The sequence below is a fragment of the Mesorhizobium sp. M1163 genome, from assembly GCF_040318415.1.
GTDB lineage: Bacteria > Pseudomonadota > Alphaproteobacteria > Rhizobiales > Rhizobiaceae > Mesorhizobium.
The window spans coordinates 21,440-42,151 of sequence record NZ_JAMYMF010000028.1; the positions used below are offsets into that span (position 1 = coordinate 21,440).

At 62.2% G+C, this 20,712-nt stretch carries 20 protein-coding genes; 5 read left to right on the top strand and 15 right to left on the bottom strand.

Annotation, left to right across the window (positions count from 1 at the left end):
* Positions 1–23 precede the first annotated feature (23 nt).
* The gene (locus NKH43_RS24220; protein WP_352860172.1) at positions 24–677 is read right to left on the bottom strand and encodes a TetR/AcrR family transcriptional regulator; all 654 of its coding nucleotides are present in this window, start codon (positions 675–677) and stop codon (positions 24–26) included.
* Between the two features lie 156 nt (positions 678–833).
* Between NKH43_RS24220 and NKH43_RS24225 the strand changes: the two genes are divergently transcribed.
* Positions 834–1,262, top strand: coding sequence for an anthrone oxygenase family protein (locus tag NKH43_RS24225; RefSeq protein WP_023720782.1), 429 nt, complete (start codon positions 834–836; stop codon positions 1,260–1,262).
* Between the two features lie 37 nt (positions 1,263–1,299).
* Here the strand turns inward: NKH43_RS24225 and NKH43_RS24230 are convergent, their stop codons facing one another.
* Positions 1,300–1,752 (bottom strand): MarR family winged helix-turn-helix transcriptional regulator, encoded by a 453-nt coding sequence (locus NKH43_RS24230; RefSeq protein ID WP_352495188.1) that lies wholly within the window; start codon positions 1,750–1,752, stop codon positions 1,300–1,302.
* Positions 1,753–1,852: 100 nt separating this feature from the next.
* On the opposite strand from NKH43_RS24230, the gene NKH43_RS24235 reads away from it, so the two are divergent.
* Positions 1,853–2,158 carry a Rieske (2Fe-2S) protein gene (locus NKH43_RS24235; RefSeq protein ID WP_352495187.1) on the top strand — a complete coding sequence of 102 codons (306 nt, stop codon included), beginning with the start codon at positions 1,853–1,855 and terminating at the stop codon, positions 2,156–2,158.
* Between the two features lies 1 nt (position 2,159).
* Positions 2,160–2,885, top strand: a complete 726-nt coding sequence (locus tag NKH43_RS24240; RefSeq protein ID WP_352860174.1) for a glutathione S-transferase family protein — start codon at positions 2,160–2,162, stop codon at positions 2,883–2,885.
* 255 nt (positions 2,886–3,140) lie between these two features.
* On the opposite strand, the gene NKH43_RS24245 is transcribed toward NKH43_RS24240, so the two are convergent.
* On the bottom strand, positions 3,141–3,551 hold the full coding sequence (locus NKH43_RS24245; protein WP_023720786.1) for a winged helix-turn-helix transcriptional regulator: 411 nt from the start codon (positions 3,549–3,551) through the stop codon (positions 3,141–3,143).
* A gap of 135 nt (positions 3,552–3,686) precedes the next feature.
* Here NKH43_RS24245 and NKH43_RS24250 point away from each other — a divergent pair, with 135 nt between their 5' ends.
* Positions 3,687–4,577 (top strand): SDR family oxidoreductase, encoded by an 891-nt coding sequence (locus NKH43_RS24250; RefSeq protein ID WP_352860176.1) that lies wholly within the window; start codon positions 3,687–3,689, stop codon positions 4,575–4,577.
* Between the two features lie 43 nt (positions 4,578–4,620).
* Here NKH43_RS24250 and NKH43_RS24255 read toward each other — a convergent pair whose 3' ends face one another.
* The 3 genes from NKH43_RS24255 to NKH43_RS24265 all read right to left on the bottom strand — a co-directional run bounded on the left by NKH43_RS24255 (position 4,621) and on the right by NKH43_RS24265 (position 9,449).
* Entirely contained in the window at positions 4,621–6,540 is a 1,920-nt protein-coding gene (locus NKH43_RS24255; protein WP_352495185.1) for a potassium transporter Kup, read from the bottom strand.
* A gap of 158 nt (positions 6,541–6,698) precedes the next feature.
* On the bottom strand, positions 6,699–8,612 hold the full coding sequence (locus NKH43_RS24260) for a potassium transporter Kup (protein WP_352814675.1): 1,914 nt from the start codon (positions 8,610–8,612) through the stop codon (positions 6,699–6,701).
* 96 nt (positions 8,613–8,708) lie between these two features.
* Positions 8,709–9,449, bottom strand: a complete 741-nt coding sequence (locus NKH43_RS24265; protein WP_352589610.1) for a pyridoxine 5'-phosphate synthase — start codon at positions 9,447–9,449, stop codon at positions 8,709–8,711.
* Between the two features lie 114 nt (positions 9,450–9,563).
* Between NKH43_RS24265 and NKH43_RS24270 the strand changes: the two genes are divergently transcribed.
* The gene (locus NKH43_RS24270) at positions 9,564–9,968 is read left to right on the top strand and encodes a SpoIIAA family protein (RefSeq protein WP_023720790.1); all 405 of its coding nucleotides are present in this window, start codon (positions 9,564–9,566) and stop codon (positions 9,966–9,968) included.
* A 10-nt stretch (positions 9,969–9,978) separates the two neighbouring features.
* Here the strand turns inward: NKH43_RS24270 and NKH43_RS24275 are convergent, their stop codons facing one another.
* The 9 genes from NKH43_RS24275 to NKH43_RS24315 all read right to left on the bottom strand — a co-directional run bounded on the left by NKH43_RS24275 (position 9,979) and on the right by NKH43_RS24315 (position 20,563).
* The gene (locus tag NKH43_RS24275) at positions 9,979–11,106 is read right to left on the bottom strand and encodes an ATP-dependent DNA helicase (protein WP_023720791.1); all 1,128 of its coding nucleotides are present in this window, start codon (positions 11,104–11,106) and stop codon (positions 9,979–9,981) included.
* A 146-nt stretch (positions 11,107–11,252) separates the two neighbouring features.
* Positions 11,253–11,618, bottom strand: a complete 366-nt coding sequence (locus NKH43_RS24280) for a nitrile hydratase accessory protein (RefSeq protein ID WP_352860178.1) — start codon at positions 11,616–11,618, stop codon at positions 11,253–11,255.
* Positions 11,605–12,264 carry a nitrile hydratase subunit beta gene (gene nthB / locus NKH43_RS24285; RefSeq protein ID WP_352860179.1) on the bottom strand — a complete coding sequence of 220 codons (660 nt, stop codon included), beginning with the start codon at positions 12,262–12,264 and terminating at the stop codon, positions 11,605–11,607. Before nthB ends, NKH43_RS24280 begins: the two co-directional genes overlap by 14 nt.
* Complete coding sequence (nthA, locus tag NKH43_RS24290; RefSeq protein ID WP_352860180.1) at positions 12,261–12,866, bottom strand: nitrile hydratase subunit alpha; 606 nt, start codon at positions 12,864–12,866, stop codon at positions 12,261–12,263. The genes nthB and nthA overlap by 4 nt, the downstream gene beginning before the upstream one ends.
* A gap of 56 nt (positions 12,867–12,922) precedes the next feature.
* Complete coding sequence (locus NKH43_RS24295; RefSeq protein ID WP_352547052.1) at positions 12,923–16,081, bottom strand: efflux RND transporter permease subunit; 3,159 nt, start codon at positions 16,079–16,081, stop codon at positions 12,923–12,925.
* A complete protein-coding gene (locus NKH43_RS24300) occupies positions 16,078–17,331 on the bottom strand; it encodes an efflux RND transporter periplasmic adaptor subunit (RefSeq protein WP_352860181.1) in 1,254 nt (417 codons plus the stop codon). Before NKH43_RS24300 ends, NKH43_RS24295 begins: the two co-directional genes overlap by 4 nt.
* Positions 17,332–17,499: 168 nt before the next feature.
* Positions 17,500–18,096, bottom strand: a complete 597-nt coding sequence (locus NKH43_RS24305; protein ID WP_352483004.1) for a LysE family translocator — start codon at positions 18,094–18,096, stop codon at positions 17,500–17,502.
* A gap of 31 nt (positions 18,097–18,127) precedes the next feature.
* The gene (gene ilvN / locus NKH43_RS24310; protein ID WP_023720797.1) at positions 18,128–18,700 is read right to left on the bottom strand and encodes an acetolactate synthase small subunit; all 573 of its coding nucleotides are present in this window, start codon (positions 18,698–18,700) and stop codon (positions 18,128–18,130) included.
* A 66-nt stretch (positions 18,701–18,766) separates the two neighbouring features.
* A complete protein-coding gene (locus tag NKH43_RS24315) occupies positions 18,767–20,563 on the bottom strand; it encodes an acetolactate synthase 3 large subunit (RefSeq protein WP_352860183.1) in 1,797 nt (598 codons plus the stop codon).
* Positions 20,564–20,712: the final 149 nt, after the last annotated feature.

The following is a 20,712-nucleotide window of genomic DNA, read 5'->3' on the forward strand; positions in this document are numbered from 1 at the left end:
TTTTCTTCCTTCCCGTTTTGAATTCAGAGGCCCTGCGGCCCGGTTTTTGCCCCGTAAAGAGCGAGAAACTGCTGCGTCGCCCGGACGGCATCGCCGCCGATCGCCGCATCAGTCAATTCCAGCCGGTCGCCGAGCAGCAGGCGGATCTGCACGTCGCGGGCGACCAGCCCGAAAAAGGTGCGGAAAGCCATCTCAGCGTCGGAAAACTCGAGGAAACCAGCTTCCTTGCCTGCCTCCAGCACCGGCTTCAGCCGCCTGGCCAGCGCGAAGCGGCCGTTCTCCAGCACGATGGCGCCGAGATCGTCCTTCCCCGAACTAGCATGGCCGACCGCCACCCGGTTCAGCGCGATCGAGGTGTCGCTCGAAATTACCCTGAGCCAGTCCGAAGCGAAGCGTTCGAGGCTCGCCGTCAGCGAGGCAAGATCGAGTCCCTTGCGGTCGACCGGCACTACCCGCACCTTGGACGCCTGCCATTGCACCGTTGCCGTCAACAGCCCGTCGCGATCGCCGAACCATTTGTAGAGCGTCTCCTTCGAGCAGCTCGCCCGCCGCGCCACGGCGGTCATGGTCAACTGATCGCCGTCTTCGACCAGCAGGCGAAGGGCGGCGTCGAGCACGGCCTTCTGCCGCTCTGTCAGCGTCTCGCTGGTGTCGATGTCGGTCACAGCGTGCAACACAGTCTTTCCTCAGGAGGCGAACTCACCCGCAGTTCAGATACGAACTCGACAGCGTACCGTACGTTACGGTTCGGCTTTATGGCGTATTGCCCGACCCGGCGCAAGCCTTTATTTCTGTAGCTTGCTCCATGCGGGGCATTACGGGAGACACGGATCATGCTCGCCGGATTGCTTGCCTTGACCGTTGCCGCTGTGTTTGCAGGCGCGGCTATCTACGTCAGCGTCGCCGAACAGCCGGCGCGGCTTCGCCTCGATGACAAAGCATTGCTGCAGGAATGGCAGCCTTCCTACAAGCGCGGCGCCGCCATGCAGGCCTCGATCGCCGTCATCGCCTGTATTCTGGGCCTCGTCGCGTGGTGGCAGACCGGCAATCTCGCTTATCTGGCCGGCGCCGTGCTGATCATCCTGCCTTGGCCATGGACGCTGCTGGTGATGATGCCGGCAAATCGGCTGCTGGAGGTGATGGACGCTAACACCGTCAATCCTGAGGCTCGGACAATGATCGTCAAATGGGGCAATCTGCATCTGGTCCGCGTCGGGCTTGGGGTTCTGGCGACATTGGCATTCCTTTGGGGCAGTGCCTGACCTCGCAGATCCGCGCCATCTTCGGCACGAAGGCGTGTCACGCCAGGGCGGGCGGATCTCGCAGGCGCCCAAGCAGAGCCGACAGCGTGTCCAGATCATCGTTGGAAAGCTGGGAGCCGACCAACTCCGATATCGAGCGGCCGTAGACGACCCACATGCGGCGGCGCGTCTCGCGCCCCTTGCCGGTGATGCGGATGGTTTGCCCGCGGCCGTCATCGGCAACTGGAAGCTTCTCGACCTGCCCGTCGGCTTCGAGCCGCGCCAGCAGCCGCGAGATGTTGTATTGCGCAAACAGGGTGCGTTCGGTGAGTTGGAACGGCCGCAATCCGCCCTCGCCCGCCTCGGCAAGCTCATGCAGCACGTCGTACCAGGCAAGCGGCGGCAGGCCACTGTCCTTCAGCGCGTCCTCGGCACTTTCCAACAACTGGCGCGAAACCCGCATCAGGCGGGCCCAGGCTTTGATTGCTGGAGGTGAAGGAATCCCGGTCATGATTACATCGTAGGCGATAGATGCAACTGCATCAAGCTTGACGATCGATGCAAATGCATCTATATAGATGCAATCGCATCAATCATGAAAGGTAATTCCGATGAAGCATGAAATCTGCAGGATCGCCGACATTCCGGAAACAGGCAGCCTGATCGCTCCGTTTTTCGGCCGCGAGGTCCATGTCTACCGCAGCGGCGAGCGTATCCGCGCCGCCGCCAACGTCTGCCTGCACTTCGGTGGCCCGCTCGACTGCAAGGACGGCAAGCTCGTCTGCCAATGGCACGGCGCCTCGTTCGACATGGCGAACGGTGATCGCCTCGAAGGCCCAGCGCCGAAAGGCTCCCGCCTGATGTTCCTCTCCACCCGCGTCGAGAACGGCGCCTTGAACTATGTCTGGGGAGAGTGAGATGACCGACAAGCTCATCCTCGTCAGCCACCATCTTTGTCCCTATGTGCAGCGCGCGGCGATTTCGCTTCGCGAAAAGGGCGTGCCGTTCGAGCGCATCGCCGTCGATCTCGCCAACAAGCCTGCCTGGTTCAAGGCGATATCGCCGCTCGGCAAGGTGCCGCTGCTTCGCGTTGAGCATGACGGCCAGGAAACGGTGATCTTCGAATCGCTCGTCATCCTCGAATTCCTCGAGGAAACCCAGCCCAATCCGCTGCATCCCACCGATCCCTATGCCCGTGCCCCACATCGCGCCTGGATCGAGTTTGGCTCGGCAATCCTCAGCGCCATCGGTCGCTTCTATTCAGCGCCTACAGAAGCCGCGCTGCTCGCTGAAAGCGAGGCACTATCGGCAATGTTCGATCGCCTGGAAGTGGAACTGGCGAATGGCGTGGTTGGGCCATGGTTCGACGGCGAGCGCTTTTCACTGGTCGACGCGGTCTACGGCCCGATCTTTCGCTATTTCGACGTCTTCGACCGGATCGGCGATTTCGGCATCCTGGACGGAAAGCCGCATGTCCAGGTGTGGCGCGAGGCGTTGCGCAAACGCCCATCCGTGAAGGACGCGGTCGCTCCCGATTATCCGCAACGCCTCCATACATTCCTACAGGCGAGGGGCTCGCACTTTTCGGAAATCATCCGCCGAAACGATCCGGCCACCGGGCTTCCGCAAGCCCGATCGGCTTGAATGGATTGATCATAGTGCCTGTAATCATCGAGGCAAGGATATTCGTTTCCGGCGGAATGCTTGCCACTGGCCACCAGCCTGTCGCGGACGCAAGCCTCCAGCGCAGTATCGATACGTCCGTTCCGATGAGCGCGTAACTGATCGCCGCGCCGGCAATCGCGATGTCCAGAGAATTGCCCATTTGCCGGACCCGACCCAGGCCGGACAATCCTTCAGCGTTGTCGCTAAATCAAGCCGCTGTCTCGGCCTTGAGACTCAGCCTTCGGCAGCATCGAAAACCTTCCGCGCCTCGCGTACAGCGCCGTGATTGAGCTCGGCCCATTGGATCAGCTGGTGCAAGGGTCCAAACATCGAGCGCCCGAGATCGGTGAGGCTGTATTCAACGCTCGGCGGTTTGGTCGGAAAAACCTCGCGATGCACATAGCCGTCGCGCTGCAGATCGTGCAGCGTCTGGGTGAGCATGCGCTGTGAAATATCGGGCACGAGGCGCCGCAACTCGCCAAAGCGGTACGGCTTCTCGGCCAAGGCCTCCATCAGCAGCGAACTCCATTTGTTGCTTATGCCCTGGATCACGTCGCGAACCGGGCAATCCGCAAGGTTTCCGCCACCGCTGCCTGCTTTGTAGATCTCGAGCTTCGATCTCAGATTGACGATCTTGCCGTCCATGGCTGGTTCCCTGGCTGTGCCTACCTCCCGCAAAACTGCCTTCTTTACGAGGATGGGTCAATTCCTATTTTAGTGCTGGTCTCTTTTTGAGACTACATATGCACCCGCCGCTCCGGCGCAACGTCAGGACCTTTCATGACCGACACCCTTCTCGTCACCGGCGCCTCCGGCCAGCTTGGCCGCGGCGTCATCGATCATCTGCTTGACACGCTCAAGGTCTCCCCTCAGCGCATCATCGCCGCTACCCGCAATCCGGAAAATCTGGCCGATCTGGCAGCCCGAGGCGTCACCATCAGGACGGTCGACTTCGACGACACCGCATCGTTGGCCAGTGCATTTACCGGCGCCGACAGGGTTCTGATCATTTCGACAAACGAGCTCGCCATTCCGGGCAAGCGCCTGAAGCAACATGAGACCGCGGTCGCCGCCGCAAAAAGCGCGGGTGTTTCGCATCTGCTCTACACATCGATGCCCAATCCGGAGCCAGGATCGCCGGTGCTGTTTGCGCCCGATCACCACGGCACGGAGCAGGCGATCAAGGCGAGCGGTATCCCCTCCACCATCTTCCGCAACGGCTGGTATCAGGAGAACCTGTTCCTGGCGCTGCCACACGCCATCGCCTCTGGGCAGTGGTACACGTCCGCTGGAGACGGCCGCATTGCCCACGGCGCGCGCGACGATATGGCTGCCGCGATTGCCGCCGGCCTCGCTTCGAGCGCAACCGAAAGCACGACATACACGCTGACCGGCCCCAAGGCCCACACGATGGCCGAGATTGCAGCCCTCGTCACCGAGGTCACCGGCAAGCCGATCGACGTTGTCCAGCTTTCGGATGAAGCGCTGACCGAGGGATTGAAGGCAGCCGGCGTTCCCGAAGCTTTTGCGCCCGTGATCGTTTCCTTCGATACCAACACCCGCTCCGGCCGGATCGGCATGGTGACCGACGCGGTCGAGACTCTGTCCGGCAGGAAGCCGCAGCCGCTGAAGGAATTTCTTGAAGCAAACAAGGCGGCTCTGGTGAACTGAGCCTCACAAATGGCCGTGCCCTTCGAAGGGCATGGCCGCTTGTTCAAATAGCCACCTGCGTCCCGATCTCGACGACGCGTCCGGTCGGGATCTGGAAATATTCCGTCGCATCGGCCGCCGAGCGCGCCAGGCCGATGAACAGCTTGTCCTGCCAGACCGGCATGCCGGAATTGGGCGAGGCCTTGAGCGAGCGCCGCGACAGGAAGAAGGATGTCGTCATGATATCGAACTTCCAGCCCTGCTTGCGGCAGATCGCCAGCGCACGCGGGATGTTGGGCTGCTCCATATAGCCGAAGGTCAGCGTCACCCGCATGAACAGTTCGTTGACCGTCTCCATCTTGACACGCTCGCTGTCGGGCACAACCGGCTGCGGTGCCGTCACCACCGAAAGGATGACATTCTGCTCGTGCAGCACCTTGTAGTGCTTGAGGCTGTGCATCAGCGCGGTCGGCGCGCTCAGCGGATCGCTGGTCAGGAACACTGCGGTGCCCGACACCAGATGCGGCTTCTTCTTCAGCAGATTGCCGGCAAGGAAATCGAGCGGAATCTCGTTCCGGCGGGTCTTTTCGAACAAATAGCGGGTGCCGCGGATCCAGGTCCACATGGTCAGCACAATAACCGCGGCAATGGCAAGCGAGGACCAGCCCCCTTCAAACACCTTGACTATGTTGGCTGCAAAGAAGCCGGTATCGACGAAGGCGAACACCGCCATCAGGGCGACCGCGACGCCGAGCGGCCATTTCCAGATGCGCGTCATTACAACAAAAAGCAGTATGTTCGTCACCAGCATGTTGCCGGTCACCGAAATACCGTAGGCCGAGGCCAGGCGGCTGGATTCGCCGAAGCCGACCACCAGCAACATCACCACCAGCGCCAGCATCAGGTTGATGCGCGGCAGATAGATCTGGCCCGACTGTTTTTCCGACGTGTGCTGGATGACGAAGCGCGGCAGCATATTGAGCTGCACCGCCTGTCTGGTCAGCGAAAAAGCGCCGGAGATCACCGCCTGGCTGGCGATCACGGTCGCCGCCGTCGCCAGCACGACCATCGGAATAAGCGTCCAGCCCTGGTTCATCTCGAAGAATGGATGACCGACAACGCCGCCATTTGCCAGCACGAAGGCGCCTTGCCCGACATAGTTGAGCAACAGACAAGGGAACACGATTGCCAGCCAGGCGAGCACGATCGGCTTGCGGCCGAAATGGCCGAGATCGGCATAGAGCGCCTCGGCGCCGGTAACGGCGAGGAAGACCGCACCAACCGTGACGAAGGCGACGTCGGGCGAGTTGACCAGGAACGACACGATGTAATGCGGGCTGATTGCCAGCAGAATTTCCGGATCGGCGATGATGTGGTTAATGCCGGAAAGGCCGATGGCCAGGAACCATAGCGCCGTGACTGGCCCGAACACCAATCCTACGCCGCCGGTGCCGAACCGCTGTACCGCAAACACGATCGCCAGGATGGCCAGCGTCAGCGGCACCACATAGGGTTGGAATGTCGGCGTGACGACATTCATGCCTTCGACCGCCGACAGCACCGAGATCGCCGGCGTAATGACTGCGTCGCCGAAAAAAAGCGCCGCGCCGACGATGCCGATGCCGAGGATCACCGCCGAGCGGGTCGGGAAACTGTTGCGCGCCAGCGCCATCAGCGACAGCACCCCGCCCTCGCCGCGATTGTCGGCACGAAGCACGAACATGATGTATTTGATGGTGACGGTGATCGTCAGCGACCAGATGATCAGCGAGAGTACGCCCAGGATGTCGCCACGGTTGGCGACGTTGCCACCGGCTGATGCATGCAACGCCTCTCGGAATGCATAGATCGGGCTGGTGCCGATATCGCCGTAAACCACACCAAGTGCGCCCAGCATCAGCACCTTGGTACTGTGCTGCTCGACCTCAGAATGGCTCGATTGTTCGACAAGTTCTGCCTCGTTACCAGCATTGGTAAGGGCCATGGACGACACTCCGATAAGCGGGCGGTGCTCTACGCTTGCTGCGCTGCAATATCAAGTGCCGTCACGTAATGGCTCCGTCCCGATATTGCGAGTCCTCCACGACTTGGCAGACTCAGTCCCATCGGCAGACTACCTGGAATGTCGCAACGGACACGTTTTCAAATAGCCACCTGCGTCCCGATCTCGACCACCCGTCCGGTCGGGATTTGGAAATATTCCGTCGCATCGGCCGCCGAGCGCGCCAGGCCGATGAACAGCTTGTCCTGCCAGACCGGCATGCCGGAATTGGGCGAGGCCTTGAGCGAGCGCCGCGACAGGAAGAAGGATGTCGTCATGATATCGAACTTCCAGCCCTGCTTGCGGCAGATCGCCAGCGCACGCGGGATGTTGGGCTGCTCCATATAGCCGAAGGTCAGCGTCACCCGCATGAACAGTTCGTTGACCGTCTCCATCTTGACGCGCTCGCTGTCGGGCACAACCGGCTGCGGTGCCGTCACCACCGAAAGGATGACATTCTGCTCGTGCAGCACCTTGTAGTGCTTGAGGCTGTGCATCAGCGCGGTCGGCGCGCTCAGCGGATCGCTGGTCAGGAACACTGCGGTGCCCGACACCAGATGCGGCTTCTTCTTCAGCAGATTGCCGGCAAGGAAATCGAGCGGAATCTCGTTCCGGCGGGTCTTTTCGAACAAATAGCGGGTGCCGCGGATCCATGTGGACATGATCAGCCCCATGGCGCAAGCGACTGTTATCGAGACCCACCCGCCTTCGAGGATCTTGACGATGTTTGCGAGGAAAAATCCGGTATCGATCGTGCCAAACAGCAGTGTGAGCGCCGCCGCCAGTGCAAGCTGCCATTTCCACCGGAACCGCATCACGACAAACAGCAGGATGGTTGTCATCAGCATTTCGCCAGTCACCGAAATGCCATAGGCGGAAGCCAGCGAACTCGAACCGCCAAAGCCGACCACCAGCAACATCACGCCCAGCGCAACCACCAGATTGACGCGCGGCATGTAGATCTGGCCGGATTGCATTTCGGACGTATGCTGCACCTCGATGCGCGGAAGCAGATTGAGCTGCACCGCCTGGCGGGTCAGCGAGAAAGCGCCGGAGATCACCGCCTGACTGGCGATCACGGTCGCTGCCGTAGCCAGCCCAACCATGGGCATCAGCGCCCAATCAGGGAGCATCTGGAAGAATGGATTGGTGGGTTTGCCGCCGTTGGCCAGAACGAACGCGCCTTGTCCGAAATAGTTGAGGAGCAGACAAGGGAACACCACGGAAAACCATGCCAGCACGATCGGCCTGCGCCCGAAATGACCGAGGTCGACATAGAGGGCTTCGGCCCCGGTGACCGCCAGGAACACCGCCCCGACCGTGACGAAGGCACCGGTGGGCGTATTGGCCAGATAAGCGACCGCGTAATAGGGATTGATCGCCAGCAGGACCGACGGGTCGTCCAGCAGATGGTAGACCCCGGCGGCGCCGATCGCCAGGAACCACACTGCCGTCACCGGTCCGAACACGGCCGCCACCCTGCCGGTGCCAAAGCGTTGCACGGCAAAAAGCATTGCCAGGATGACCAGCGTGATCGGAACCACATAGGTTTCCAGCGTCGGGGTCACCACTTCCAGGCCTTCGACCGCCGAAAGCACGGAGATGGCCGGCGTTATAATGGCGTCGCCGAAAAACAGCGCCGCGCCGCACAGCCCGATCCCCAGGATGAGCTTGGCTCCATTGGGATAAGCGCTGCGCGCAAGCGACATCAGCGACAGCGTGCCGCCCTCGCCCTTGTTGTCGGCTCTGAGAACGAAAGCGACGTACTTTATCGTGACGATGATCGTCAGCGCCCAGACGATAAGCGACAGCACGCCAAGGACGTCGTTGCGCGCTACCGGTCCCGACGATGCGTGCAGCGCTTCCCGAAATGCATAGATTGGGCTGGTGCCGATATCGCCGTAAACCACGCCCAGCGCGCCCAGCATCAGCACCTTGGTGCTGTGCTGCTCGACGGTGGAGTGGCTGGATTGCTCGATGGGTTCTGCCTCGCTACCGGCGTGAGCAAGGGCCATGGACGACACTCCCATAGACGTGCGGTGCTCTATGCTGCGGGGTGGAAAGGACGCGCTGCCATGCCGGGAACGCACGGCCTATCGGCTCGCCTCTCTCTACCAGCCACAAGCCTTCAGAAACCGCCTGACCGTTGCGGCCATGCCATACTCCAACGCATCGGCTGTCAACCCATGTCCGATCGACACTTCGGCCAATGCCGGGATGCGCCTGGCCAGTGCCGGCAAATTGCTGACCACAAGGTCGTGCCCGGCATTGACCTGGAGCCCTGCAGCAAGAGCGGCATCCGCCGTCTTTCCCAATTTCTCCAATTCCTTCGCCGCTTTTGCCGAATCGGAATGATAGCTGCCGTATGGACCCGTATAGAGTTCGATCCGGTCGGCACCGGTGTCGCGAGCGGCATTCACGCCATCGGGGTCCGGATCGGAAAAGAGCGATACGCGAAAGCCTCCCTTCTTCAGGCGCTTGACGACCGGTGTCAGGAACGCAGCCCCGGCGGCGAAGTTCCAGCCATGGTCGGAAGTCGCCTGCACCGGGTCGTCGGGCACCAGCGTCACCTGTTCCGGCTGATGCTTTTCCACAAGCGCCAGGAACTCCTCGGTCGGATAGCCCTCGATGTTGAATTCCGCACTCGGGAACTCGTCGTCGATCAGCGCCCTGATCTCAGGCAGATCGGAATGCCTGGTGTGCCGCTCGTCGGGTCGCGGGTGCACCGTCAGCCCATGCGCACCGGCGGCAAGGGCGATGCGTCCGAGCCCCGTCACGCTTGGCCACGGCAGGTCGCGCCGGTTGCGCAGCATGGCGATGGCATTGAGGTTGACGGAAAGCTTTGCAGGCATTTGCACGGTTCCAGGCTGATCTCGGCGCGCATCTATAGCGCCTTTAAGGGGAACAGACAGAGGGTTTCAGGTGTTCCAGGGGAACGAAGAAAATCGAGCGCAAGGAGTTTCCTGTTGAATTTTCTCGATGCCGTGCCGGCGATCCGCCGCATCGATACCGATCGCGAAGACCTCTTCGCCATCGATGTCGTCGGCCATGTCGCAGCGGCTGATGCCGAAAACCTGTTCGGATTGCTGGAGGCAGCCTACGCGCTGCACACGAAAATCGACGTGCTGGTGCGCCTGATCGATCATGAGGGTGTCGACTGGACCGACGTATCGGACGAGACGATCGAACAGGGCATAGCTCACGCGGTGGAGCATATCGGCCGCTGCGCGGCGGTCGGTGAGCCGAACTGGATAGCGGAGGCAAGAGCCTTCTTGCCAGCCTCTTTGCCTATCGAACTCCGGCATTTCGAGGCTAAGGACGAAACCGCCGCCTGGGAATGGCTTGGCGCCAGACCGATCGCCCAGCGCTGATACGGCCGCCCTATCGGACGATCGTCAGCCGTTCGGCCGCGCGCGTGATGGCGGTGTAGAGCCAACGCTGCCGGGTTTCCTTGAATGCCCAGCTTTCGTCGAAAAGCACGATCTCGTTCCACTGCGACCCCTGCGCCTTGTGCACGGTCAGCGCGTAGCCATAATCGAAATCGTCGAAGCGCTTCTTCTGCTGCCAGGGAATGTCGGCGTCCGGATCTTCGAACGCCGCCTTGAGCAGTTTGATCTTGGCGACGCCGCGATCCGGATCGTCTTCCTCCGGCGAGACCAGCAGATTGATGCCGGGCTTGACCGTCTCGCGCGACGAGGTCATCACCTTCCACAGCGAGCCGTTGAGCAACCCCTTGGCTGGATCGTTGCGCAGGCAGACCAGCTTGTCGCCGGCTTGCGGATAATCGGCGTTGAACCCCTTCAGCTCGCGCAGCCGCTGATTATAGCGACGGCGCGTGCGGTTGGTGCCGACCAGCACCTGGTCCGCCTTCAGCACCAATTCCTGGGTGACGTCTTCCTTGCCGATCACTTGCGCCGCGCCATAGTCGCCGCGCATGAACTCGCGGCCCTCGCGCACATCGAGCGCCAGCCGGATGATCGGGTTGTCGCGCGCCTGGCGATGGATTTCGGTGAGCAGAATGTCCGGCTCATGGTCGGTGAAGAAGCCGCCGCCGGAGATCGGCGGCAACTGGCCGGGATCGCCAAGCACCAGGATCGGCGTGCCGAAGCTCATCAGGTCACGGCCAAGCTGCTCGTCGACCATCGAGCATTCGTCTATGACGACGAGCTTGGCCCGCGAGATCGGGCTCTGCCGGTTGAGCGAAAAGGTCGGCGACATCGAGGTTTTGCCGGTCACCTCGTCCGCTACCGATTCCTCGCCTTTCGGCCGGTAGATCAGCGAATGGATTGTGCGGGCATTGACCGCGCCCTTGGAACGCAGCACCTGCGCCGCCTTGCCGGTAAAGGCGGCGAACTGCACCTGGCCGTCGACATGCTCGGCGAAATAGCGCGCCAGCGTCGTCTTGCCGGTGCCGGCATAGCCGAACAGCCGGAACAGCTGCGGCTTGCCGGCTTTCAGCCAGCCGGCCACCGCCTTCAGCGCCTCGTCTTGTTGAGGGGAGAATTCCATCAGCGCGACAGACCGGATTCGCGAGGGAAAGACAAGGTGACTGCCGTCACCATCAACTTCATCGCCTGCAATTACGCTGCTGCGACAGGGCCAGGCTATCAGCGACGAAGAGGAACGTAAAGAGAACAACGCCGGGCGACGACAGCTTACCCAGCCCGCTGTGGATCGTTCTCCAGCAGGATCGGCTTGCCATGCGGCGTAGCATGCGCGGCCCGTTCCCAGGCAGCAGCAAGGCTGTCGACGTCGCTCCTACCGGCAACGCCTTTGGCCGAAAGCAGCTTTTCTAGCGCGGCCAGCCAGTGCTCGTAATAGTCATGACCGTCGCGCGCGGCGCCCGGCCGCTTCACCTCGGCCGACAAGGCGTCCGCCCATTCGCTCCACGAAAACAGCCCGTTGTCGTGTAGCGCCACCGTCATGGCGAAGGCCTCTGCTTGCCACGGCTGGGCGAAGACTGGCGCCTCGACACCGGCGGGCAGCGCGGTGGCGACTGAGCCCGTCTCACGCCGCTTCAAGATAGCTCTCCCAGGCATCGATCGACACGACAAGTGTCGGGTCGGCGCCCTCGCCCCAGATTTCGCTGCCGGTGAAGGCCACCGTATAGACCCATTGCGGGTTTTCGCCCTGGCCGTGCGCATTGGTGTCGGGAAAAACGAAGCCGTCACGCATGGCCTCGATGACGCCTCGCTTGCCACGCGCGTAACGCGGCAGCCTGGTGTGGCCGGTCGGATGAAAGTTCTTGGTTCGCACGAGGTCGCCTGCCTTGAATCGCGGCGGGACGGCGACCGGCCGGTCGCAAGGCCCGCCCTTGGCCAGCACCGCCGAAACGTCTTGCGCCTTCAGGACCCGCTTGGGTGTCGCTACCGGGTGGACCGCATCGCCCCTGGCCAGATCGCGGTCGCTGACGAAACCATGGCGTTTGAGTAACACCTCCAGCGCCTTGATCCAGATTTCGTAATAACTCGACGCATAGTAGTCGGCCGGGTGCAGCGATTCCCGCGCGTGCCGGCTCTCGTCGATGTTCCAGGCGCCCATGGCGCCGGCGCACAACGTCACGCCCAGCGCCCGCCTTTCCCAATCGGCATGGAAATAGGGTTCGTCCTGTTCAGGCGCGACCGGCCCGAAACCCATCTGGCCGCCGAGATCCTGCGGCCCGTTCATGCCGGTTCCCGCGCCAGCGCCGTGCCGATCATGGCATCGCGCGTCACCAGATCGGCGAGCCGCGCCTCATCCCAGCCCTCTGTGTCCCTGGGCCGCATCGGCACCACCAGATAGCGCAGCTCGGCGGTCGAATCCCACACCCGGATTGTTGTCGTTGCCGGCAAGCTCAGCCCAAATTCCTCGAGCACACCGCGCGGATCGATCACCGCGCGCGAACGGTAGGGCGGCGCCTTGTACCAGACCGGCGGCAGGCCGAGCACCGACCACGGATAGCAGGAGCATAGTGTGCAGACGACGAGGTTGTGCGTGTCGGCCGTGTTGAACACCGCCTGCATGTGTTCGCCTTGCCGGCCGGTGTGGCCGAGCGATTCGATGGCCGCCGTCGCATCACGCTTCAGCCATGCGGCAAACCCGGGATCAACCCAGGCCTTCGCCACCACCTTTGCGCCGTTGCGCGGCCCGACCTTGGTTTCGTAGGTATCGACGATGACGTCGATCGCCGCTGGATCGATCAGCCCCTTGCGGGTGAGAATCGTCTCCAGTGCGCGCACACGCGCCGCAAAAGCATCAAGCTCGTTGTCGTGGTCGTGATTGTGCAGCATGGCATCAAATTACGATCGCGGACCTCCGGCCGCAAGCACCACGGCTTGGGCCAGTGCTATTCGGCTGCCGCCTTCTGCGGCACCGGTTCTTCCTCGTCGTCGAACAGTGACGGCTGGTCGACCGCCTCGACCGGGCTCGGCTCGCCCCGGTGCCCCGCCCATACGCTGACGAGCCAGCCGGAAAAATGCTCCATGTAGACGTAGATGACGGGCGTGACGAACAGCGTCAGTGCCTGCGAGGCGACAAGGCCGCCGACCACCGCCACGCCGAGAGGCTGGCGCAATTCCGCGCTGGCGCCGGTGCCGAGCGCGATCGGGATGGTACCCATCAGCGCGGCAAGCGTAGTCATCATGATCGGCCGGAAGCGCATCAGGCAAGCCTTGTGGATGGATTCGACAGGCGACATCCCCTCGCGCCTGAGTTCCAGCGCCACGTCGATCATCATGATGCCGTTCTTCTTGACGATGCCGATCAGCATCAGGATGCCGATCACCGCGATCACCGACAAATCCATCCCCGCCAGCCGCAGCGCCACCAGCGCGCCGAGCACCGCCGACGGAAGCCCGGTCAGGATGGTAAGCGGATGGATAAAGCTCTCATAGAGCATGCCGAGCACGATATAAATGGTCAGGATCGCGCCGCCGATCAGCAGCCCCTGGTTGGAAAGCGAATCCTGGAACGTCTTCGCCGTGCCCGAGAAGGCGGTCGAGATCGTCGGCGGCATGCCGATCTTGTCCTTCAGCGCATTGATGTGGCTCACGCTGTCGCCGAGGGCCACGCCTTGCGGCAGATTGTAGGAAATGGTCACTGCCGGAAGCTGGCCGAGCTGATTGACGGTCAAAGCGCCGGCGGTCCGATCGACACGGGCGAACGCACCGAGCGGCACCAGGCTGCCGCTGACCGTCCTTACCTTGATCGCCAGCATCCGTTCGGGCGACCACTCGATCTTCGGGTCGAGCTCCATGACCACTTTATAGCTGTCGGCCGAACCGAAGATGGTCGACACCTGCTGGGTGCCGAAACCGCCATAGAGGCTGGAGCGCAACGTGTCGGTATCGACGCCAAGCGTCGCTGCCTTGTCGCGGTCGATCACCAGCGTCGCCTGCAACGCGTTGTTCTGCAGGTCATTGGTGACATCGGTGAAGGCGCCATGATCGGCAGCCATCGCGTCCGTCAACTTTTGCGCCCAGACGTTCGTCAGGCCGGTATCGAGGCCCTGCACGGCAAGCTGGTAGGCACTCGCCGAAGCGCGCGCGCCGAGCCGCAGGTTCTGCACCGGTTGCATGTAGGTTTCGATGCCGGACACATTGGCAAGCTGGCGCCGCAGATCCGCAAGCACCTTGTCGATATTGGGGCGCTGGTCCTTGTCTTTCAGCTGTACAAACAGCTGGCCTTGGTTGAGCGCATTGTTTCCACTGCCCGCCGACCAGCCGACATGCGCGACATAGGGCGAATGGGAGAAGACATCAGCCACTTGCCCCTGCAACTTGACCATGGCGTCGAAGGAGATGTCCTGGCGCGCGATGGTCGTCACCGAGACCTGGCCGATATCCTCCTGCGGGAAGAAGCCCTTCGGCGAGATCTGGATCAGCCACACCGACAGCCCGGCGGTTACCAGGAAGACAAGGAAAACCAGGAAATTGTGGCGCAGGCAGAATGTCAGCAGCCGGTCATAGCCCCGCATGAAGACGTTTTGCCTATGGTCCGCGCCGTGCGCTGCTTTCTGCTCGGCTTTCGATAACGACAACAGCCGCGAGCACAGCATCGGCGTCAGCGTCAGCGAGACGAACATCGACGCCAGGATGGCGACCGTCACCACCACCGCGAATTCGTTGAAGATGCGCCCGATCACGCCGCCCATCAAAAGCACGGGAATGAACACGGCGACCAGCGAGATCGAGATCGATATTATGGTGAAGCCGATTTCGCGGGCGCCCTTGAGCGACGCCTCCATTGCCGAGAGCCCATCCTCCTCCATATGCCGAAAGATATTTTCCAGCATCACAATGGCGTCGTCGACGACAAGGCCAACCGCCAGCGTCAGTCCCATCAGCGAGATGTTGTCGATGGAAAAGCCGAATAGGTACATCACGCCCAGAGTGGCGATGAGCGAAATCGGCACCGCCACGGCCGGGATCACCGTCGCCGTCACCCGGCGCAGGAACAGGAAGATCACCATCACCACCAGCGCGATGGTGAGTAGCAGCGTGAACTGCACGTCGTCGACCGCCTCGCGGATCGATGTCGAGCGATCGTTCAGCAACTGGATGCTCGCCGCCGCCGGCATCTGACCCTCGAAGGAAGGCAGCATCGCCTTGACGCGGTCGACGACGTCGACGGTGTTGGCATCCGGCTGGCGCTGCACCGCCATGATGATAGCGCGGGTGCCGTCGTACCAGCTTGCCGTCGTCGTGGTCTCGACCGAATCGATGACGCGGGTCACCTCGCCGAGCCGCACCGGATGGCCGTTCTTGGTGGCGATGATGATGTTGGAGAATCCCGCCGCGTTGGTCAGCTGCGTGTTCGCCGTGATGGTCAGCTGCTGTTTGTTGTTCTTGAGCACACCGAGCGGCGTGTTGCTGTTGGCCGAGGCAATGGCCGTCTGCAGCTGGTCGATCGAGATGCCGCGTGCGGCGAGCGCCGTCGGATCGATCTGGACGCGGACGGCATATTTCTGTTGGCCGTAGATCGAAACCTGCGCAACGCCGTCGATCGTCGACAGCGACGGCGAAATCACATTCTCGGCAAAGGCATCGAGATCGGTCAGCGGAATGGTGTCGCTGACCAGCGACATCAGCAGGATCGGCGCGTCGGCTGGATTGACCTTACGATAGCTCGGCGGGCTGGTCATCTCCGGCGGCAATTGTCGTTGCGTGCGTGCGATCGCCGCCTGCACATCGGCGGCGGCTGCATCGATGTCGCGGTTGAGCACGAACTGAATGGCGATCGAGGTCGTGCCGAGCGAATTGGTCGTCGAGATCGAATCGATGCCGGCGATAGTGGCAAACTGCTTGATCAGCGGCGTTGCCACCGAGGTCGCCATGGTTTCCGGCGAGGCCCCAGGCAGCGAGGCCGAGACGTTGACAACCGGAAATTCCGCGCTTGGCAGCGCCGCGACCGGCAGGAATTTGTAAGCAAATAGCCCGCCCAGAACCAAGGCGAACGACATGAGCAGCGTGGCGACGGGCCTGCGGATGCAGAATTCGGAAATCATGGCTGTGTTCCGCCCGTCCTGTCGGCCTCCGCGACCTTCGGAGTCGCCTGGTCGCCGGTACCGGTCGAGGCCTTGCCTTCGCGCACCGCCGCGCCGTTTTTCAGCTTGGTCTGGCCTTCGACGACGACACGCTCGCCGCTTTCCAATCCTTGGCTGATCGCGGTGTTGGCGCCTTCTGTCAGCGCGACCTGCACGGGCCGCATTTCAACGGTGTTGTCCGGCTTGATCACATAGACGAACGGCCCCTTCTGGCTGGGCTGGACGGCGACCGTCGGAACGGACGTCATTTGCGGCATGATGCCGGCATCGAGCACAACATTTACATATTGGCCCGGCCACAGCGAAAGATCGGCGTTGGGCACGCTGGCCCGCGTTGCGATGGTGCCGGATGCCGTGTCCACGCTGGAATCGACGAAATCCAGCGTTCCCTTGCCGATCGGCTTCGGGTCGCCGTCCTTGGTCAGCGTCACCGCGCCTTGCTGCGGCGCCGCCAGCGCCTTGTGCAGTAAGGCAAGATCGCTTTCCGGAAGATTGAAGTTCACCTGCAGCGGGTCGACCTGCGTGATCGTCACCAGCGGCGTCGACGTGCTGCTGCCGTTGCTGGTGGTGACGAGGTCGCCGACCGCGACGCTGACCGCGCCAAGCCTGCCGGAAATCGGCGCTTTGATCGTGGCAAAGCCAAGCTGGACCTCGTCCGCATCGATCGTCGCCTTATCGGCGTCGACAGTGGCCGCCGCGGATTTCTGCGCCGCGACGGCCTGATCATAGGTCTGCTGTGTTCCGGCCTGCCTGGCGACGAGATTTTTGGCGCGCTGAAGATCGGCCGTGGCGCTGGCAAGCAGCGCCTGGTCTTTTGCGAGCGTCGCCTGATCGCGTGCCAATTGGGCCTTCAATGAGCGATCGTCCAGCGAGAACAGAAGGTCGCCGGCCTTCACCATCTGTCCGTCCTTGACCGCGATTGCGACGATCTGGCTCGAGACCCGTGCGTTGATGCTGACCACGGCGGGAGAGGACACAAAGCCGATGGCATAGCGCCGGACCGGGAAATCGGCCGTCGAGGCGGTGGCGGCAACCACCGAAGTCGAACGCGCGGCATTTGCCGCTGCAGCGGGCTTGTCCGCCGCCGCCGTCGTCTGCTTCGCCGACAGCATCTGCTGAAGACCGCTCATTGCGGTGGGCGAATGATAAAGCCACGCCGCCGCGGCAACGCAGGCTGCAGCAATCACCGCAAATACGATCTTTCCGCGCATCGACAAAAGGCCTCTCGATCCGACACGCCGCTATCCGGTGGCCGCAGTCTAGCTCAACTCGCAGCCTCTTGCCGCGCTTTTGCCAGATAATAGAGGATGCCGAAGGCGAAAAAGGGCCAAAAGCCGTCATTACGAAGATTTAATGTGCAGTGCACAATAAAACGGCAGCTAACGCAGCATCGGCCACAGCGTCGCCGCAAGCATCACGCCCATGGCGATGTTGAACCATTTGAGCCGCACCGCATCAGCCAGAAAACCGCGCAGCGCCATACCGAAACCGGCCCAAGTCGAAATGCTCGGCAGCATGACGACGGCGAAAGCGGCCGCGATCAGCACCACGGACACAAACGGGCGTTCCGGATTGGTATAGACGGCCATGGCCGTAATCGCCATCACCCAGGCCTTAGGATTGACCCACTGGAAAGCCGCAGCCTCGATGAAGCGCATCGGCTGGCCCTTCGCCTCGCCTTCGCCGCCGAGCGAGCGCGACATGGCGATCTTCCAGGCCAGATAAAGCAGGTAGAGGCCGCCGGCGATCTTCAACCCGGTATGCAGCACCGGAAAGGCCGTCAACACGGCCCCAAGCCCGAAGCCTACGGCAAGCAACAGCACGAGGAAGCCGAAGCCGATGCCGAGCATGTGTGGCACGGTCTTGACCAAGCCGAAATTCACACCCGAGGCCAAAAGCATGAAATTGTTCGGACCCGGCGTGATCGAGGTCACGAAGGCATAGACCAGCAGGGCGAAGAATGCGTCGAAGGTCATGCCGTTCCCCTAATCAATGCGAGCAGGACGATTACATCCCCTGCGGGCCGCGGTTCATCGCCGCCACTCCGGTACGGCAGATTTCGACCAACCCGAGCGGCTTCATGATGGCGATAAACTGATCGAGCTTCGAACCCTTACCGGTGATCTCGAAGATGAAATGCTCGGTGTTGGCGTCGATGACGCTGGCGCGGAATGCATCGGCGAGCCTGAGCGCCTCGACGCGGGATTCGCCGGTGCCGGCGACCTTGACCAGCGCGAGCTCCCGCTCCAGTGGCCGCTCCTGTCCGAATTCCTGCGATCGCACAGTGAGATCGACGACACGATGCACCGGCACGATGCGCTCGAGCTGGTGCTTGATCTGCTCCAGCACGTGCGGCGTGCCGCGCGTCACGATGGTGATGCGCGACAGGTGCTTTTCGTGCTCGGTTTCCGAGACCGTCAGGCTCTCGATGTTGTAGCCACGTCCGGAGAACAGGCCGATGACCCGGGCAAGCACGCCCGGCTCGTTGTCGACGAGGACCGAAAGCGTGTGGTTCTCTGGTTTTTCCGTCTCCTTGGCGATGAAATAGGCGGAGCCGGTCGGTTGCAACTGTGCGTTCATGACATGAATCTCGATTTCAAACTTTTGTGCTAATCTGCTGTTTCCGCACAGCTTCCTTGAACCAGGCTACACCAGTTCCCTGCCCTTGGCGTCGATCGCGTTGGCGACAGCTTCGTCGGTCGCCTCGTCAGGCAACAGCATCTCGTTATGCGCCTTGCCGGACGGGATCATCGGGAAGCAGTTGGCGAGCGTCGCCACGCGGCAATCGAACAGGACGGGCTTCTTGACCGCGATCATCTCCTTGATGGCGTCATCGAGCTCGTCCGGCTTGTCGCAGCGAATACCGTGGCCGCCATACGCTTCGGCGAGCTTGACGAAATCCGGCATCGCCTCGGTATAGGAATGCGACAGCCGGTTGCCGTGCAGCAGCTGCTGCCATTGCCGCACCATGCCCATATACTGGTTGTTGAGGATGAAGATCTTGATCGGCGCCTCGTGCTGCACCGCCGCGCTCATCTCCTGCATCGTCATCTGCACCGAGGCGTCGCCGGCGATATCGATGACCAGCGCATCCGGGTGCGCGATCTGCACGCCGAGCGCGGCCGGCAGGCCGTAGCCCATCGTGCCCAGCCCGCCGGAGGTCATCCAGCGGTTCGGCTTCTCGAAATGATAGTGCTGCGCCGCCCACATCTGGTGCTGGCCGACCTCGGTGGTGATGTAGGTGTCGAGGTCTTTGGTCAGCGCATAAAGCCGCTGGACGGCATATTGCGGCATGATCACCTCATGGTTCATCTTGTAGGCGAGTGAATCGCGCGCGCGCCATTTGGCGATCTGCTCCCACCACGGGTGAAGCGCCTTCTTGTCGGCCTTGGCGGTTGCCCGCCACAGTCGCACAAGATCCTCCAGCACACGGCCGACATCGCCGATGATCGGCACGTCGGTATGGACGTTCTTGTTGATCGAAGACGGGTCGATGTCGATGTGGATCTTCTTCGAATTCGGCGAAAACGCTGTCAGCCGCCCGGTGATGCGGTCGTCGAAGCGCGCGCCGATGCAGAGCATGACGTCGCAATCGTGCATCGCCATGTTCGCTTCGTAGGTGCCGTGCATGCCGAGCATGCCCATCCAGTTCTTGCCCGACGCCGGATAGGCGCCAAGGCCCATCAGCGTCGAGGTGATCGGGAAGCCGGTCAGGTCGACCAGCTCGCGCAGCAGATGGCTCGCCTCCGGGCCGGAATTGATGACGCCGCCGCCCGAATAGATGATCGGCTTCCTGGCGCCGGCCATCAGCTCGACCGCCGCCTTGATCCTCTCCAGGTCGCCCTGGACCTTCGGCTGGTAGCTGGTGCGCGGCGCCGTCTGCGGCGGAACATAGATTCCCTTGGCGAACTGAACGTCCTTCGGGATGTCGACGACGACCGGGCCGGGGCGCCCTGTCGTTGCCACATGGAAGGCCTCGTGGATCGTTGCCGCGAGCTGGTTGACGTCCTTCACCAGCCAGTTGTGCTTGGTGCAGGGCCGCGTGATGCCGACCGTGTCGCACTCCTGGAACGCATCCGAGCCGATCAGCGACGTCGGTACCTGGCCCGTCAGGCAGACCAGCGGGATCGAATCCATCAGCGCGTCCTGCAATGGCGTCACCGCATTGGTGGCGCCCGGCCCGGAGGTCACCAGCATGACGCCGGCCTTGCCGGTCGAGCGCGCATAGCCTTCCGCCGCGTGGCCAGCGCCCTGTTCGTGGCGAACGAGGATGTGCTCGACCTCGTCCTGCTGGAAGATTTCATCGTAGATTGGCAGAACCGCGCCTCCCGGATAGCCGAAAACATGCTTGACGCCATTGTCCTTCAGCGCCTGCACCACCATTTCGGCGCCAGTCATCTCGGTTCTTGGCGTTTCGCGCCGCTCATTCTGTCCACTGCTCATCGGTCTGGTCCCGTACTGTTCGCCATCGGGCGATTGCTGGTCGTTTAGTCGTGTTTCGGGCAATAAAAAAGGCCCCCGAGGGAGCCTGTGTCTTGCGCATGGGAGGTCACCGCCTGGCGGTTACACCGCCTTGCCCACGCGCTTTCCTA